13 protein-coding genes are annotated in these 17,634 nt (G+C 37.1%); 8 read left to right on the top strand and 5 right to left on the bottom strand.

The window, feature by feature from the left end; all coding sequences use genetic code 11:
* The first annotated feature begins 3 nt into the window (after nucleotides 1-3).
* From nrdR to rfbD, 4 genes are all read left to right on the top strand, one after another.
* Nucleotides 4-459, top strand: coding sequence for a transcriptional regulator NrdR (gene nrdR / locus H3T75_RS02600; RefSeq protein WP_025331013.1), 456 nt, complete (start codon nucleotides 4-6; stop codon nucleotides 457-459).
* 105 nt (nucleotides 460-564) lie between these two features.
* Nucleotides 565-1,152: a cytochrome C gene (locus tag H3T75_RS02605; protein ID WP_198210928.1), complete on the top strand. Its 588-nt coding sequence runs from the start codon at nucleotides 565-567 to the stop codon at nucleotides 1,150-1,152.
* Between the two features lie 3 nt (nucleotides 1,153-1,155).
* Entirely contained in the window at nucleotides 1,156-2,298 is a 1,143-nt protein-coding gene (gene ribD / locus H3T75_RS02610; protein WP_198210929.1) for a bifunctional diaminohydroxyphosphoribosylaminopyrimidine deaminase/5-amino-6-(5-phosphoribosylamino)uracil reductase RibD, read from the top strand.
* 174 nt (nucleotides 2,299-2,472) lie between these two features.
* The gene (rfbD, locus tag H3T75_RS02615; RefSeq protein ID WP_084549840.1) at nucleotides 2,473-3,333 is read left to right on the top strand and encodes a dTDP-4-dehydrorhamnose reductase; all 861 of its coding nucleotides are present in this window, start codon (nucleotides 2,473-2,475) and stop codon (nucleotides 3,331-3,333) included.
* Nucleotides 3,334-3,389: 56 nt separating this feature from the next.
* Here the strand turns inward: rfbD and H3T75_RS02620 are convergent, their stop codons facing one another.
* Together H3T75_RS02620 and H3T75_RS02625 are read right to left on the bottom strand one after the other, a co-directional pair.
* Nucleotides 3,390-3,833, bottom strand: a complete 444-nt coding sequence (locus tag H3T75_RS02620; RefSeq protein ID WP_084549839.1) for a DNA polymerase III subunit chi — start codon at nucleotides 3,831-3,833, stop codon at nucleotides 3,390-3,392.
* A gap of 10 nt (nucleotides 3,834-3,843) precedes the next feature.
* Nucleotides 3,844-5,253, bottom strand: a complete 1,410-nt coding sequence (locus tag H3T75_RS02625; protein WP_084549837.1) for a leucyl aminopeptidase — start codon at nucleotides 5,251-5,253, stop codon at nucleotides 3,844-3,846.
* A gap of 134 nt (nucleotides 5,254-5,387) precedes the next feature.
* On the opposite strand from H3T75_RS02625, the gene lptF reads away from it, so the two are divergent.
* Both lptF and lptG read left to right on the top strand, forming a co-directional pair.
* Complete coding sequence (gene lptF, locus H3T75_RS02630) at nucleotides 5,388-6,497, top strand: LPS export ABC transporter permease LptF (RefSeq protein ID WP_041879817.1); 1,110 nt, start codon at nucleotides 5,388-5,390, stop codon at nucleotides 6,495-6,497.
* On the top strand, nucleotides 6,497-7,585 hold the full coding sequence (lptG, locus tag H3T75_RS02635; protein WP_041879814.1) for an LPS export ABC transporter permease LptG: 1,089 nt from the start codon (nucleotides 6,497-6,499) through the stop codon (nucleotides 7,583-7,585). The genes lptF and lptG overlap by 1 nt, the downstream gene beginning before the upstream one ends.
* A gap of 647 nt (nucleotides 7,586-8,232) precedes the next feature.
* On the opposite strand, the gene H3T75_RS02640 is transcribed toward lptG, so the two are convergent.
* Genes H3T75_RS02640 through H3T75_RS02650 form a run of 3 tightly spaced genes read right to left on the bottom strand, consistent with a single transcriptional unit; the run spans nucleotide 8,233 to nucleotide 13,179 of the window.
* Nucleotides 8,233-9,552 (bottom strand): TolC family protein, encoded by a 1,320-nt coding sequence (locus H3T75_RS02640; protein WP_198189981.1) that lies wholly within the window; start codon nucleotides 9,550-9,552, stop codon nucleotides 8,233-8,235.
* Nucleotides 9,552-10,979: an HlyD family type I secretion periplasmic adaptor subunit gene (locus tag H3T75_RS02645; RefSeq protein WP_041879887.1), complete on the bottom strand. Its 1,428-nt coding sequence runs from the start codon at nucleotides 10,977-10,979 to the stop codon at nucleotides 9,552-9,554. Before H3T75_RS02645 ends, H3T75_RS02640 begins: the two co-directional genes overlap by 1 nt.
* Before the next feature lie 34 nt (nucleotides 10,980-11,013).
* Entirely contained in the window at nucleotides 11,014-13,179 is a 2,166-nt protein-coding gene (locus H3T75_RS02650) for a type I secretion system permease/ATPase (protein ID WP_198210930.1), read from the bottom strand.
* Between the two features lie 484 nt (nucleotides 13,180-13,663).
* Here H3T75_RS02650 and H3T75_RS02655 point away from each other — a divergent pair, with 484 nt between their 5' ends.
* Entirely contained in the window at nucleotides 13,664-16,330 is a 2,667-nt protein-coding gene (locus H3T75_RS02655; protein ID WP_198210931.1) for a calcium-binding protein, read from the top strand.
* Nucleotides 16,331-16,812: 482 nt separating this feature from the next.
* Nucleotides 16,813-17,631: a hypothetical protein gene (locus tag H3T75_RS02660; protein WP_198210932.1), complete on the top strand. Its 819-nt coding sequence runs from the start codon at nucleotides 16,813-16,815 to the stop codon at nucleotides 17,629-17,631.
* The last annotated feature ends 3 nt before the right edge of the window (nucleotides 17,632-17,634 follow it).

Raw genomic sequence — 17,634 nt, forward strand, 5'->3', positions numbered from 1 at the left:
TATATGAAATGTCCTTTTTGCCAGCATAACAATACACAGGTAATTGATACACGTCTGAGCGAGGGTAATAATAGTATTCGCCGACGTCGTCGCTGTCTGGCTTGTGATTGTCGGTTTAGTACGTTCGAAGTAGTTGAAATGCGGATGCCATTAATTATCAAACGTACCGGAGAAAAAGTTTTGTTTGATCCGGCTAAATTGTATACCAGTATCAGCAGGGCATTACATAAACGGCCAATGGATCGGGAAAGTATTGAAAATGCAGTGGCAGAAATAGAAACTAATCTTTATCACATGGGGGTTAAAGAAGTTCCCAGTCAGATGATAGGAGATATGGTCTTGAGTTTACTGGCTAAGCTGGATGAAGTTGCTTATGTGCGCTTTGCTTCTGTATATAAAAGTTTTCACGATGTTTCGGAGTTTACTCAATTAATTGCTACTTTAAAAAATACGAATTAGTCATATCAGCCCTTGAGAAGAGTGTTGTTTTGTTCGCTGCATTCGGCGCTAATTCTTGTTATACTTTGTAACTATTATGCCTTGTCATGAAAGCTTAAATATATCATGTTGAAATCTCGTATAGGGTTGTGTGTAATACTATTTTTATTGGGCTTATCTGCTTGTACCAAACAGGATACTTCTGTAACTATGGATGCAAGCGATACTCAGACTGCCAGTAATAGTGCTGCATCTGCTGATGAACCTGCTGCTACTCAAACTCTGACCAGTAAAGACAGTAAACTCAGTATAGTAGTAGACGGAGATTTTGCTGATGTACTGGATAGTGCAACAGACTGGGTAGATCCGGCAGAATTAAATAATCTTACTTTATTACAGCATGATGACAGTAGTAATATCACTTTGGCAGTAAATAACTTAGGTACATTAAAAATTAAACCAGATGAATATTTTAAAAATCTGGCTGACAGTCTCGAGCATAATAGTAGTATCAGTAATATCAAAGTAGGTGTTGCTACTGTAAACCGTATGAATTATCGTTTCAGTCATCAGCAAAATGGTACATTGCTAAATGAAAGCTGTGTTGCACTGATTGTGGATAATAATCTTTATTCAGTATGCGCCAGCAGTGAGAGTGCCGACTATAATGCACTTGCTGGTACTTTAAAAACCATAAATGTACAGAATAATTAAAAAATGAGCTTTTCTGAGCTTGATGCGAAATTTATGCAAACCGCCCTTGAGCTAGCTTGGCAAGGGCGGTTTTCTACCAGTCCTAACCCGCGAGTAGGCTGTGTTATTACTCATGGCGAACAAATTGTGGGTCAGGGATTTCATGTCTGTGCAGGACAGCCTCATGCGGAAATACACGCATTACATCAGGCCGGATATCTGGCAAAGGCTGCTACTGCCTATGTAACCTTGGAACCATGCAGTCATACAGGCCGGACAGGACCATGTGCTCAGGCATTGATTGATGCTCATATTAAGCGTGTTGTTGTTGCTATGAGCGATCCAAATCCATTGGTAAAAGGTAATGGGTTACACATGCTGCAAAAGGCAGGTATACAAGTCGACAGTGGTTTGTTTGCACAACAGGCGCGTGAACTGAATTCTGGTTTTTTATCCAGACAGGAAAGAAATAAACCTTATATCAGATTGAAGATAGCAGCTAGTCTGGATAGTAAGACAGCTCTAAGTAATGGTTTAAGCCAGTGGATTACTGGAGAGGCAGCGCGTGATGATGTGCAGACATTACGTGCTGAAAGTTGTGCCATATTAACTGGTGTTAATACTATATTGGCAGATGATCCTCTGTTAAATGTACGTCGTTTTTCGACATTAAGACAACCGTTGCGTATTATTCTGGATAGCCGCTTACGTCTTACACCTGAATATCAGGTAATTCAGGACACTAAAAGTCCTACACTGATCATTACTACTGTCACAGATAGCGCTAAAAAAGCCATTTTTGCATCTTATCCGCATGTTTCTATTCTTACAGTACCTGCAAATTTGCGAGGGCAGATTGATTTACAAAAACTTTGGGCAATTCTGGCTAAACGTGATATTGGTTCGATATTGGTGGAGGCAGGTTCTATATTGAATTCAGCATTGCTGACAGCTGATGCAGTTGATGAAATCATTTACTATCAGGCTCCCAAAATACTCGGAGCTAATGCGCGCAATGCTATTGAAATATCGGAAAATCCAAATGCTTTAACAGAGCAGAAATGGCAGACTGTTGATGTAAAAGTTTTAGGTCAGGACTGTCGCTGGTTATTGCGTCATCGTGAAAGTGCCGAATGGTTAGTAGGTAAAGCTGCTTCAGATGCATAGTTAGCTGCATATCTAATCAATTCTTATGAGTAAAAATGTTTAGTGCTGAAAATAAACTTTCAATATGTAACAATAAGCTTATTTTATGTAAGCATAATTTTTAAACGTGATTTAACATTATCGTTGTAAATATATTCATTTTTCTATTGGCAATTTAAAATAAAAGGTTTCGCCATGCGTATTTTATTAACAGGTTCAAAAGGTCAGGTAGGTAGCTGTTTAAGAGACAGATTACCGGAAAGCTGGGAGCTGATTGCCAGTGATTCTCAGACACTGAATATTACTGATGCACATAATGTGCTTAATATGGTGAAAACTTTTGAACCGGATGTGATTATTAATGCGGCAGGGTATACCAAAGTTGATGCTGCGGAAGCAGATATAGACAGAGCTTTTGCTGTAAATGCAACAGGAACACTGAATCTGGCTCAGGCTGCGCATTCCATTGGTGCACGTCTGATTCATATATCGACTGAGCAGGTATTTGATGGTCATCATCATGTCATTCTCACGGAAAATATGGCACCTAACCCTTTGAATGTATATGGGCATAGTAAACTGGCGGGTGAACTGTTGGCTTTAAATGCTCATGTAGATGCTGTGGTTATTCGTACTTCATGGGTATATAGTGAATACGGACATAATTTTGTGAAAATTATGTTACAAAAAGGATTGGAAACACCCAATATTCGGGTTGTTGATGATCAGATTGGTTGTCCTACCTATGCCGGTGACTTGGCTGAAACCATTATACGCCTTGCAGCATTACCTCATTCTCCGCGCGGTTTATTACATTTTGCGGGAAGTCAGCAGATGAGTTGGGCAGAATTTGCTCAGCGTATATTTACTGAAGCGGCAAAAATTGACGAAAGGTATAATCAGGTTAAGGTAGAGCGTATTGCCACAGCTGATTACCAGTCAGCTGCTAGAAGACCTGAGTTTGGTATTCTGGATAGCCGTACCTTGCAAAATATGCTTCCGCAACCGGTTACTGATACACCTTTAGCACATATTGTTGAAAAATTGATGAGATAAAAATCATAAAAGAAAGCGGGTTAACTGATAACCCGCTTTTTTGATAACTGCTACTTTTAGTTTTGCATACGCATATCAAAATGCTCAACTTTAAATCCGGCACTCCGATAAGTGCGAAAACGTTGCCGTGCAGCTGCAATTTCATCCAGATCATTACTTACCAGTTCTAATACTCGCTCTGGTTTCCGGGGGGCATTACACCAGTAAGCATCCGCCAGATTAATAACAACATAATCTTTTTCTATTACTGGTAAATCCTCGCCATAAGCCAGTAATACTGCTTGTAAACCAATTGGTTGAACCTGTTGTGGCGACCAGATTTCATGTGGAATAAAACTTGCAGGTTGAAATGACCATAAAGCATGATCCAGTTGATTAACACGGCTTACATCATCACACCAAATCAAAATATTTGAACCACTTTTAAATACCTTTTGCGTCAGCCGGCATGTAAATGAAACGGGGTCAGTAATGTGAGTATAAAAAGTAGTTGTGGCCATATCTTTTTTCTCAGGATTGCTGAATCAGATACTCAAGCAGAAGCGGAACAGGACGACCTGTCGCACCTTTATTATTGCCGGAATTCCATGCCGTACCGGCAATATCAAGATGTGCCCAGCAGTAAGATTCAGTAAAGTATGAGAGAAAAGCAGCAGCCGTAATCGTTCCCGCAGGACGACCGCCAATATTTTGTAAATCAGCAAAGTTGGATTTTAATTGTTCTTTGTATTCCTCAAATAATGGTAGTTGCCATGTTTTATCATTAATACTGTCTGCTGCCTGTAATAACTGATCGATTAATTGCTGATTGTTACCTAATACACCTTGTGCAACATGTCCTAAAGCGATGATACAGGCACCAGTAAGGGTAGCAACATCGATTACTGCTTTAGGCTGGAAGCGTTCAGCATAGGTAAGTGCATCACATAATATTAGTCTGCCTTCTGCATCAGTGTTTAAAACCTCAATATTTAAACCATTCATAGCCTGAACAATATCGCCTGGTTTAACAGCATTGCCTGAAGGCATATTTTCACAAGTTGGGATTATTGCAACGAGGTTTAATGGTAGTTTGAGTTTTACTGCAGCTGCAAAAGTACCAATAACCGAAGCCGCACCACACATATCAAATTTCATTTCATCCATGGCAGCACCCGGTTTAAGAGAAATACCACCAGAATCAAAAGTAATACCTTTGCCAACCAAAACTACCGGCTTATCTTCGGTGTTCGAAGCTCCATGATATTGCAATTCAATAAGATAAGCTCCGGCCGTGCTTCCCTGTGCAACAGACAGTAAAGCATTCATACCCATTTCCTGTATTTCGGTTTCGTTTATGATTCTTGCACTGGCACCTAAATCATTGGCAATCTTGGCAGCAGAAGAAGCCAAATAGGCCGGAGTACAGATATTTCCCGGTGCATTGCCTAAGTCTTTACAGATATTCATACCATAGATGATAGCTTCGGCCTTGCTAAGGTGGTTATTGATAGGATGAACAGTTTGATAATTGATTTTTTCAAGTAAAACTGGCTTAGAATCTTTTTTGAATTTATCAAAGCAATAGACCGCTTCGCCAACAGCAATTGTAAAAGCCTGTACCCATTTCTGGGCAAGTATTTCCGGTAATTTGCTTAAATCTATATTGAGTGATGATTGCTCTTTGGACCAGCTGGCAGCTTTTGCGGCCAGTTTCTGGATACTGGCATAATCATCTTTATCGATATTTACTACAGCTAAAGCCTGTAAAAATTCATCTTTTACGGTGTGTGTCGCAATAAAATCCTTTTGCTGCTGTTGTAATTGAGTTAACAAAGTATTAGCCAGATGTTGTTCTGGTTTGCTTTCTTTGCAATACACAAATAGTAAAGAACTGTTGTTTTGCGGCTGCAATTGTTCCGCATTTATGCTAAATTCCATATTTTCCTATCCTATTTTATAAGGGCATTATATATATTCTGTACGAATCATGCGTTTAAGCAGAACCGGATGCACTTATTGTAACGCAGGCTGCCGCTAAAGTAAGGACAGTCGCAAATGTGTTTAATTATCTTATGATTTATCAACGCCAATTTATTAAAGAATTATCATGGACTGCCGTAGGCATATTCGTGATCTTATTGGTAGTACTGGTAGCTACACAGGCAATCAATCTGCTGGGTCGTGCCGCCAGTGGCCGTGTAGCCATTGATGCAGTGTCTGCGTTAATTGGATTCTGGACAATTGGCCTGACACCTGTACTGCTTATTCTGACAGCTTACATCAGTATCATCACGGTACTTACACGTTATTGGCGTGATAGCGAAATGGTGATCTGGCTATCCAGTGGCTTATCATTAAGAAACTGGATTATTCCTTTAATGAAATTCGCTATTCCGTTTGCAGTTTTGGTGGCAATAGTTTCCATGCTCATTCAGCCTTGGGCAGAGTGGCGCAGCCGTGAGTTTGCGGAGATACTGAAACAAAAACAGGAAATGTCATTACTGGAACCCGGGGTATTCAAAGAAATTGGCAAAAGCCATCCGCGAGTTTATTTCATTGAAACATTTGACCCTGATAGCGGTCGTGCCAGTAATCTTTTTGTTCGTGAAAAAGAAAAAAATGGCAAGGAAAGTTCGATTTTTGCGAAAAAAGGCGAATTTAAACAGGATGGAGAGAAACGTATTCTTACTCTTGAAGACGGTTTTCGCTACTATGGAAAGCCTGGACAGGCTGATTATCAAAGAGCTTCTTTTGATAAAATGACACTGATTATCAGTGTTAATACAACCGTTATTGATCCAAAACAGAACCGGCATACTATTCCTACTTCTGCATTATTTGCCAGTAACAAACCCATTTACAAAGCAGAACTAATGTGGCGCTTATCATTACCGATTAGTGTTATTTTACTTGCTTTAATGGCTTTACCATTATCTTATTTTAATCCCCGTACCGGACATACATACAATATTCTTATTGCAATTGCAGTATTTTTAATTTATCAAAATGGCCTGACCTTTTTGCGAGATCTGGTAGAAAATGGTCGTATACCTTTCTGGTTAGGCATATTTCCAATGCATCTAATGATGTTTATGCTGTTTCTATTCTTATTACGCTGGCGTGACTTCCCATCAGCTTCTTTTAAAACAGCGTTTACATCATTACTGGGAGGACGGTCCTGATGCGTTTGCTTAATCGTTTTGTCATCAGCCAAATGACTGTTTATACTTTATATGCATTATTGGCACTGGTAAGCTTATACAGTTTTTTCGATATTATGGGTGAAATCAGCCATGTTGGTGACGGACGTTATACTGCCGATAAAATGCTGTATTATGTTCTTATGCTGATTCCGACACATGCTTATGAGCTTATGCCTCTGGCTGTACTGGTTGGTGGTCTTGTTTGCCTTAGTCAAATGGCCAGCAATAGTGAATTTACTGTAATCAGAACATCCGGAATCAGTTTGTCTAACATTATTAGTATGATGCTGCAATTTGGACTATTCTTTGCAGTCATTGCTGCGCTGCTTGGTGAATATGTCGTACCTAGAATAGGTCCTTATGCAGAACAGTATCAATTACATGCACGTCAGAACAGCATCAGTGCCGGGGACAGTGGTATATGGTTAAAACAAGGAAAAGACATTGTAAACGTAGCTGAAATGCTTCCGGATGGCAGCTTAAGAGATATCAATATTTATCGACATGATGAAAATTTTCAACTGACTGAAACTTTACATGCTTTCAGTGCTAAAGTGGATGTTCATTCTACTGAAGGTAAAAAATCTAAATGGCATTTGAATCAGGTAGATCAGTCACTATTGGGAAAAAATCAGATATCTGTAAATCATATTGAAAATCTGGATTGGAAAATGTCTGTTAATCACCAGCTTCTCAATATATTGCTGGTAGCACCAGAACAAATGTCAGCTATAGCACTTTCAACTTATATCAAGCATCTGAAGCATAATCATCAACAGACAACACGCTACGAACTTGCCTGGTGGAGAAAGATTGCCTATCCATTGGCGTGTATGGTTATGGCTTTGGTAGCGCTGGCATTTACGCCTCAACAAAACCGGCATGGGAATATGGGTTTGAAACTATTCTATGGAATATGTTTAGGACTATTATTTCATTTTTCCGGAAGGTTGTTTGGATTTACCAGTCAGTTATATGGAGTGCCGACTATAATTGCTGCATTTTTGCCTACACTTCTTTTTCTGTGTCTGGCTGTTTATCTGATTCGAAGACAGGAAAAACGTTAATATCCATTTTTGTATTTAAACTTTATACGCCTGAACCGTAAAATGTTAAGTGATAGTTACTAATTTCAATAAGAAAATTAAATGGATATTGTTTTTATGGTAAGTCTCATTAAACAATTTATTAATTGCTAAGAAAAATATTGATGAATTAGTTTCTAAATATTATTCAATAGAATTTCAGCAAATAATTGACGGTAAAAAATTTGGTTATAGTGAGTTTATTTCACATATAAAAATTCTAAGCAAATGAGGAAATTATATTTATATTTACCATTTTGTAAAAAGTTACCATACCTGAAAATAGCTTTAGTGAATTTGAGATTTTTGCTTTATTTATAATCGAAAATAAAAGATTATCGCCTGTAAAGAATTGACTCAACAATTAATAGATAATTTAAATGATTGCGATTTTAATTCAATATATTAAATTTTAGGAAACTCTAAAAATTAAATAATATTTTTTATTTAAATAAAAATTGATTTAACATAAAAATGAAAATTCAAATAAAGTAACAAATTTTTCTTAAGTAGCTATCAATAAAATATCAGAGAAATTGATAGCTACTTAATCTAAGGTACTTAATAAGATTAATTGATGTTAAATCAATATTTAAAATAATTATAATTATTTAAATGAATAGAATTACCTAATACAGCAATTTATGTAATTTTTTTTGTTCTGCGGGTTGAGTCAAAATCCCTGCGCTTTGCAGAAGCTGAATATACGTTGTTATATAACCATACTGTGCTTCGGCTAATTTTTGCTCAGCATCAGCCTTAGCCTGTAAAGCCTGTAATTCATCCAGATTACTGCGTATACCTACTTTACGACCTAATTGGGTAGCTTCTAGTTTTACAGAATTCGCTTTTAATAATTGTTGCTGTGCCTGAATCTGATAAAGATTGCCTAATGTAGTCTGATAAGCCTGATTAACATTAAGTTCAATTTTACGTTCAGTAGCAATTAATAAAAATTTATTTTGTTGCTCTTTTGCAGCTGCTTCTTTAATTTTACTGTGGATTAATCCACCAGTAAATAAAGGCATTGAAAGCTGGACTGTAACAATCCCGCCTTTACTGCGAGTACCATGATCCAAACCATAAAATTGTTGAATCTGATGATTGTCCTGATAACCGCCATTAATCGTTAACTTCGGCCAGTTTTCTGCTTTAGCTGCGATATAAGCTTGTTTAGCATTTTCTAAAGCCAGCTTTTGCTGCTGCCATTCTGGATTATTTGTTTGTGCTGTATTTATCCAATCTGCTTTGCTTGTTTTGCCCAGTAAGTCGCCAAAATCTGTATGTCTTAAACGTTTAATTTTCTTCGGATCAAGGCCGGTGATATTAGCCAGATTATTTTGAGCTACCAGCAGATCGGTCATTGCACTAACTTTTTTTGCACGCGCTGCTTCATACCCAGCCTGAGCTTCGTTTGTATCCAAAATGGTGGCTGCACCTTTTTCGAATAGAGCTTTGGACTGTCTGATTTGCATTGCATAGGCTTCTTTTTCTTTTTCAATTGAAACCAGTTTATCTTCAACGAGTAAGACCTGAAAATAAGCCTTAGCAACATTAAATAGCAAATCTTCTTTTACATTCTCCAATTGCCAGTCAGCCATATTGGCAGTAATTTTACCTTGCTGGTATTGTGCCCATTTAGTTTTATCAAACAGAGCCTGACTTGCCTGAACATTCCAGCCATGAGTCTGGGTTGTACTAGATAGAGAGGGGGGCTGCTTCTGATAGATATAATTGCCATTTACCTGCGGGAGCAGAGCAGCACGTGTTTGTGCCAGTTGTTCTTTTTGAGCATCGCGTTCACTTTGGGCTGCTGAAAAATCTGCAGAATAGTTTATTGCAGCCTGCCAGGCATCAAATAAATCGAATGCCTGTACAGGAGCAGAAATAACACTGTATCCAATACAAATACAGAAAGCTTTCCAAATAGTAAAAGTATATTTTTGCATCAGCGTTCTCGCATACTTTCATCAACTTTAGTTTGCAGCGGGCTTAACAAATAGGTGATAACGCGACGCTTCCCGGTTTTAATTTCTGCGGTTACATTCATACCGGCTGTTAAATTCACTTTTTTACCATCTATCATCAGATAATTTCTGTCCAGAACAATAGTAGCAGCAAAAACCAGGCCCAACTTTTCATCTTCAATTGCATCAAAGCTTACATTTTTTACTTTACCGGTCAGGTATCCGTAGCGAGTATAGGGAAATGACTCAATTTTAATAATGGCACTTTGTCCTGCTTTAACAAAACCGATATCTTTATTTGGAACAAGTGCTTCGATTTCCATCTGATCCTGATCCGGCACGATAACCATAATTTGCTGAGCAGCTGTAACGACACCGCCTATAGTATGTGTGGCCAGTTGCTGCACCGTACCGTCGACAGGTGATTTCAATGTCATTAATTGTTTGCGCTGTAACGCTTTATCAGTTGCTTCTGTTAGTTGTTGAATTTGTTCATTGGCCTGACGCAATTGATCGAGTGTATCGCGTCTAAGGGTATTAGTCTGTAACAGTCTGTTTTGCTCAGCTTCGCGTATGCTTTCCTGAATTTGACGAAGCTGACTACGCTGGCTGGCTAAGTCATTTTTATTTTGAATAAACTTGCTTTCCTGCTCGTAATAAGCATGTTTGGATACAAAATTTTGTGCCAGTAAGTCCTTATAATCAGCTGTACGACGTTGCTCAATGGCTGTAGTTTGTTCAAGTTTACTTACCTGTGACTGGGTTCCCTGTAACTGTGCCTGATGTTCTCGCAATACAGTCTGCAATTGGGCATCCTGAGTAAACCATGTTTGGAACTGATTTATAGCTAATGATTGTGCTTCCATAATCTGATCAGGAGTCAACTGCCATTTTGTTGCTAGTTCATGATCCAATACAGGAGGTTGATGTGTATCAACAGCACGAATAACCGCTTCCAGACGTAATTTATTTAAACGTGCGGCCTGCAAGGATTTTTCTGACTGAGCATAATCACTGTCAGAACCAATACCACTTAGCTGAACTAATACTTGTCCGCTTTTTACATGATCACCATTTTTGACTGCAACTTTATCGACAACAGATGTTTCAAGCGGCTGGATAACTTTACTGCGTCCGCCTGGGGTAGTTTTACCCATTGCTACAGCAACAATATCCAGTTTGCCAATTAATGCCCATAATAGTGCCAGCACGGCAAACAGAATAATCAGCCTTGCCGTCCATTTAGGTGCGGCAGAAACAGGTGTTTCAGTTAATTCAAGATGCGCCGGTAAAAAAGCACGTTCGTCTTCATCTCGTTTAGGCGGATCCAATTGAAAACGTATCGCCCAGACATTTTTCCAGACCGTGCTATATCGTTGTAAAAAATCTTTAAAAGCTTGAAAGCGAATGCCCATATCTTATTTTCTTATTTTGAATTTAATGTCAGCTGTTTTGCAGTTGATATAAATAGCGATAATAACCATTTGGTTTTTCCAGTAACTCCTGATGAGTACCTTGTTCTACTATGCAGCCTTTGTCCATGGCTATAATACGATTGGCCATACGCACTGTAGACAGACGATGTGCAATAATCAGTACAGTACGTCCTTTGCAGATAGCCTGCATATTTTTCATAATAGCTCGTTCGGATTCATAATCCAGAGCACTGGTTGCTTCATCAAGAATCAAAATACGCGGATTGCCTACCAGAGCCCGGGCAATTGCTACTCGTTGTCTTTGACCTCCTGAAAGGCCAGCGCCCTGTTCTCCAACTATAGTGTCATATCCTTCCGGCAACTCCATGATAAATTCATGTGCGCCGGCCATTTTAGCAGCATACATCACTCTTTCCAGCGGCATGCCCGGATCAGCAAGAGCAATATTGGCACGGATACTCTGATTGAGCAGAACATTTTCCTGAAGCACCACACCTACCTGACGCCGTAACCACGCCGGGTCAGCCAGTGCCAGATCATTACCATCAACTAAAACCCGCCCCCGCTCCGGTGTATATAAACGCTGTACCAGCTTGGTCAGAGTGGATTTACCTGAACCAGAACGACCGACAATTCCCAGAATTTCTCCGGGCCGGATATTTAAACTCAGATCTCGTAATATTTCTGCACCATCAGGCCGGTAGCGAAAAGAAATTTTTTCAAATTCAATTTGTCCTTTAATATTGGGGAGAGCCATGCGCGAAGTTGGATTTTCCGTCGGAGTATTCAGAATATCTCCTAACCGTGATACCGATATTCCCACTTGCTGGAAATCCTGCCATAGTTGTGCCAGTCGGATAACTGGAGCTGCAACTTGTCCTGCAAGCATATTAAATGCAATTAACTGACCCACAGTCAGATCACCCTTAATCACCAGATGCGCACCAAGCCATAATGTAACAACTGTAACCAGTTTTTGAATAAACTGTACACCTTGTTGTCCGATAGTAGCCAGCCGGGCAACACGAAAACCGGAATTGACATAAGCGGCCAGTTGCTGATCCCAGCGTCTGGTCATCTGAGGTTCAACAGCCATTGCTTTAATGGTACCGATAGCAGTGACTGATTCAACCAGAAAAGACTGATTATCGGCATTGCGGGCAAATTTTTCATTCAAACGAGCACGCAAAATCGGGCTGATTGTTGCAGACCAGATGGCATAGCAGGGCAGGGAGATAACAACTACCAATGTTAGCCAGCCACTATAAAACCACATAACCAGCAAGAAGATAAAAGAAAAACATAAGTCCAGAACAGAAGTTAATGCCTGTCCTGTTAGGAAATTTCGGATTTGTTCCAGTTCACGCACCCGTGCAACAGTATCTCCCACTCGGCGATGCTCAAAATAAGCGAGAGGAAGACTTAACAGATGTCTGAATAATCGTGCGCCTAATTCAACATCAATACGTGATGTGGTATGAGCAAATATATATGTACGTAATCCGCTTAGCACGACATCAAAAATAATGATCACCAGCAATGCAATAGTAATAACATCAAGTGTTGAAAAGCTGCGGTGAACCAGAACTTTATCCATTACCACCTGAAAAAACATAGGTGTAACAAGTGCAAAAAGCTGAATAAAAACGGATACAACCAGTACTTCCAGAAAGATACGCCGGTATTTGATAACTGCCGGAATAAACCATGTGAAATCAAACTTGGCCAGTTGACCAAGTATTGATGCACGGGAAGTAACCAATATAAGCTGTCCAGAATAGCGTTGGGTAAATTCTTCTTTCGTAAGGATAACCGGTTTACCCTGTTCAAGATCCTGAATTAAATAGCGATCACCATCTATTCTAGCCAGAACAAAATGCTGTCCGTCATCCCGCCAAATAACTGCAGGCAAAGCTACAAGATGCAGACGTTCAACATTATGCTTTACCAGCCTGGCTTTTAATCCCAGTTCTTTGGCTGCCAGTAGCCATTGCTCACTGTTTAAATCCCCTTTTTCAGCATATTTATGGGTAATATCGGCAGGATTAACTGCCAGACCATGAAAATGAGCAATAAGTACCAGTGCAGTAACCGCTATATTGGGTTTTTGAAAACTATCTGATTTTTTTAAAGAATCAGATTTTGAAGGCAGAGACTCAGGTGATAATGACATATGTATTAAAAATATCTTAATTTAAGATGACAAATTAACATAAATAATAACAAAAATATACTCAAAAGAAACAATATGATTTTATTGTTTAGTACTTAATTATATTGGATCAAATTTAATATATATATATGAATAAAATTTATATTTATTTGACCTGATACTATATATTGTAAAATCTTGTTGATATTAATCTAGAATTTTAGTAGTCTGTTTTAAATCAGATTTTGTTTATCTTAATATAATATAAAAAAATAACTAAGTTCAGATAAAAATATTTTTTAAAATACGAACTAGTATTTTAGTCCTTATTAATATAAAAAAATGATATTCAGATTATTTTATTTAAGAAGTTAAATGTAGAGTTGTATTTATTGTTTTGTTTATAAAGTAAAGGGGGGATTTTATATAAATAGAAATTAATTATTAGAATGCAAATATTAAATTTAACTTTTGTATTAATTTTTTTTAATTAAGGATTAGCTATATGAATGCGTTAATAAAAGAATACCAATATCAGAATACGAGCTCAATATTTTCAGATAATGTGAACCTAATTGAAGGAAGTGATAAAGATGATGTTTTATCAGGAACAAGTCAGGATGATACTCTGATAGGAGGTGCTGGAAATGATAATTTATATGGAGGAGAGGGTAATGATACCTATGTCTTTGCCAAAGGACATGGTAAAGATTATATTTCTGACAGTGCAGGAGAATCAGATACGATTCAGTTTTTAGATATCAATTTCGATGAAATTAAGTTCAGGAAAAATGGAGATAACCTGATTATTTATGGTTATAACGAAGGAGATTCAGTAGAAATAAAAGGTTTCTTTAATGGCTGGGTAAATTATTCAATAGAGAATTTTGTATTCAAAGATAGAACAGTTACATTAGAGCAGCTTCAGAAAGAAGGAATGGAGTTGTATGGAACATCAGGAAATGACAGTATTTATATACCAAAAGGCAAAGGGATACTGCATGGCGGAGATGGTAACGATACACTTAGTGCCAGCCAGCATGATAACGCAAATGACATACTGGATGGTGGGGCTGGTAATGATACCCTTTATGGATATAAAGGAGATGATACTCTGATAGGAGGTACAGGGGATGATAATTTATATGGAGGAGAGGGTAACGATACCTATGTCTTTGCCAAAGGACATGGTAAAGATTATATTTCTGACAGTGCAGGAGAATCAGATACGATTCATTTTTTAGATGTCAATTTTGATGAAGTGAAATTTTACAAAGATGGAAATACACTGTTTATTTATGGCTATAACACGGGAGATTCAGTTGAAATACGAGATTTTTTTAATTCGACTGGAAGTAAAGCTATAGAAAATTTTATATTCAAAGATAGAACAGTTACGTTAGAACAGCTTCAGAAGGAAGGAATGGAACTGTACGGAACATCAGGAAATGACAGTATCTATATACCAAAAGGCAAAGGGATACTGCATGGCGGAGATGGTAACGATACACTTAGTGCCAGCCAGAATGATAACGCAAATGACATACTGGATGGTGGGGCTGGTAATGATACCCTTTACGGATATAAAGGAGATGATACTCTGCTAGGGGGTGCTGGAAATGATACCTTATATGGAGGAGAGGGTAATGACACCTATGTCTTCGCCAAAGGACATGGTAAAGATCTGATAATTGACGAAGCGGGTGAAGCAGATACGATCCAGTTTTTAGATGTCAATTTTGATGAAGTGAAATTTTACAAAGATGGAAATACACTGTTTATTTATGGCTATAACACGGGAGATTCAGTTGAAATACGAGATTTTTTTAATTCGACTGGAAGTAAAGCTATAGAAAATTTTATATTCAAAGATAGAACAGTTACGTTAGAACAGCTTCAGAAGGAAGGAATGGAACTGTACGGAACATCAGGAAATGACAGTATCTATATACCAAAAGGCAAAGGGATACTGCATGGCGGAGATGGTAACGATACACTTAGTGCCAGCCAGAATGATAACGCAAATGACATACTTGATGGTGGGGCTGGTAATGATACCCTTTACGGATATAAAGGAGATGATACTCTGCTAGGGGGTGCTGGAAATGATACCTTATATGGAGGAGAGGGTAATGACACCTATGTCTTCGCCAAAGGACATGGTAAAGATCTGATAATTGACGAAGCGGGTGAAGCAGATACGATCCAGTTTTTAGATGTCAATTTTGATGAAGTGAAATTTTACAAAGATGGAAATACACTGTTTATTTATGGCTATAACACGGGAGATTCAGTTGAAATACGAGATTTTTTTAATTCGACTGGAAGTAAAGCTATAGAAAATTTTGTATTTAAAGATAAGACAATTACCCTAGAGCAGTTCCAGAAAGATGGAATGGTATTACATGGTACTGCCGGCAATGATAGTATTTCGCTTGATACAGGCAGAGCAATATTATTCGGAGAAGATGGAGATGATATTCTCAGTGGCGGAAAATATAATGATGTTTTAGTTGGTGGTAATGGAAATGACATTTTACAAGCTTATGGAGGAGATAATACATTAATAGGAGGAACGGGTAATGATGATTTAAGAGCAGATGATGGAAAAAATATATTTGTAGGCGGAGCTGGAGATGATTTTCTTTCCGGTAGTGGTGGTGATGACATATATATATTTTCAAAAGGTCATGGAAGAGATTTACTTATTGATGGAAATGTGTTGTTACAAGATAAAAATAGTAAAGAAGATACGATAATATTTACAGATGTGAATGTAAATGAAGTTGTATTCAGAAAAGAGGGAGATTCATTGTTTCTTCTAGGTTATAATTTAGGTGATTCTATTGAAATAAGAGGTTGTCTTTCTAAAAATGCTGGAAATTATGCTGGAATAGATAAGTTTATTTTTAAAAATCAACTAATTACATTATCTGAACTTTTTGCTGTTTTTGAACGAAATAAAAATAAAGATGGTGATTACTATTTTTATACTGGAAATAATGTAAATCATAATGACATAACCGGTCATCCTCTGGTCACTCAACAAGTTCAACAGCTTGTTAATGCAATGGCAGGATTAAATACAAATGCAATAGATGATGTGCAAATGTGTGAATTATTAGAACAAAACAGATTACTGGGTAATATTGCAACCAGTTTTGACAAATAATTGAAATTTAATTAATAAAACTAATTAAGATAATCTTTGATTATTGTAAATCAAAGATTATCTTACAAGACATTATTGAAATAGGTGTTGTTATTTTAAATATTTATGTATCAAAGTGTTTTGGGTAAAAATTAATTTTTATTATTATATTATTAATAAATATAATAATTAAGATAGCTGTGAATTTGAAAAAATGCCTGTCTGAAATTTAAATAAACAGATAATTTTTATTTACTATAAATTGGTTAATCAAAAATAAAATCTTATTTTTGCAATTTTATGCTTTATAAATATTCAAATTATATTAAATATTATATTCAGATAAAATAGGAAAAATTATTTCAATTTAAAGTTTTAAATGCGTAATATTTTATTGAATAAAATTTTTGCTATTTATCTGATTAAATGTTATTTTAAGGTAAATTTTATTAAAATAAGGAAATTTAAAATAAATATTTAAATCAGACAGTACAAGGAAAGAGATGAAATATTGGCTTTGTATACTGCTTTTATACTTAACCGGCTGTTTTAATGGCAGCAGTGAACAGGAAACAATTAAAAAATTGGAGGACCAACAGATAATGACAGACACTACAGAGATTACTGTGCGCATTCCATCAAAAGTATCAGGTAAAAAACTGGAGATTACCCTGCCGCGATGCATGTTTGGCTTTAGTATAAAGAATAAAATTATTGATGGTATTGTCGAGCAAAAGGCAGCTGCAGTTATATTTGCCTTACCCACTTTATCAGGTTTTCCCAATGATGAAGAAGCAATTCATCGATGTCCTGATTTTTCTAAGCCTGTTGTAGGTCTTAGTTTTGCGCCGTTATATCGCAACATAAAAGCAGAAAAACTGGAATATGGAAATCATTGGTTCAAACGGGAAAATTACCGATTCCGATTAAAAGAAAAGAAAAATAATCAGGAATTGTATTATATTGGTATTTCAGGAAAACAAACTATGTTTGTTAATAAATCCGAAACCAATCAACAAGATTTAAGAATTGATTTCTGGCCATTTGATGTTAAGGATGAATACGATGCTTTTCCGCATCAAATTGATATTTATTCTGTTTTGGATGAAGAGTTTAGTGTTGCTTACACTGTATATTCTTCAAGATTTCTGCATGGAAAACATAAACCATCAGTAAGCCAGAACTATTTTGCTGATGGATTAATTCAAATATATAAGCACAATGAAAGCTTACTTGATCATCCGGAAATTGTCCAAGGTTTTGTTAATAATAATAATAATATTCTAGATTATATTCATCAACATAGCAAAGTAATTGATTAATTA

The organism is Snodgrassella sp. W8135, assembly GCF_016101225.1.
In the GTDB taxonomy this organism is placed as follows: Bacteria; Pseudomonadota; Gammaproteobacteria; order Burkholderiales; family Neisseriaceae; genus Snodgrassella; species Snodgrassella alvi.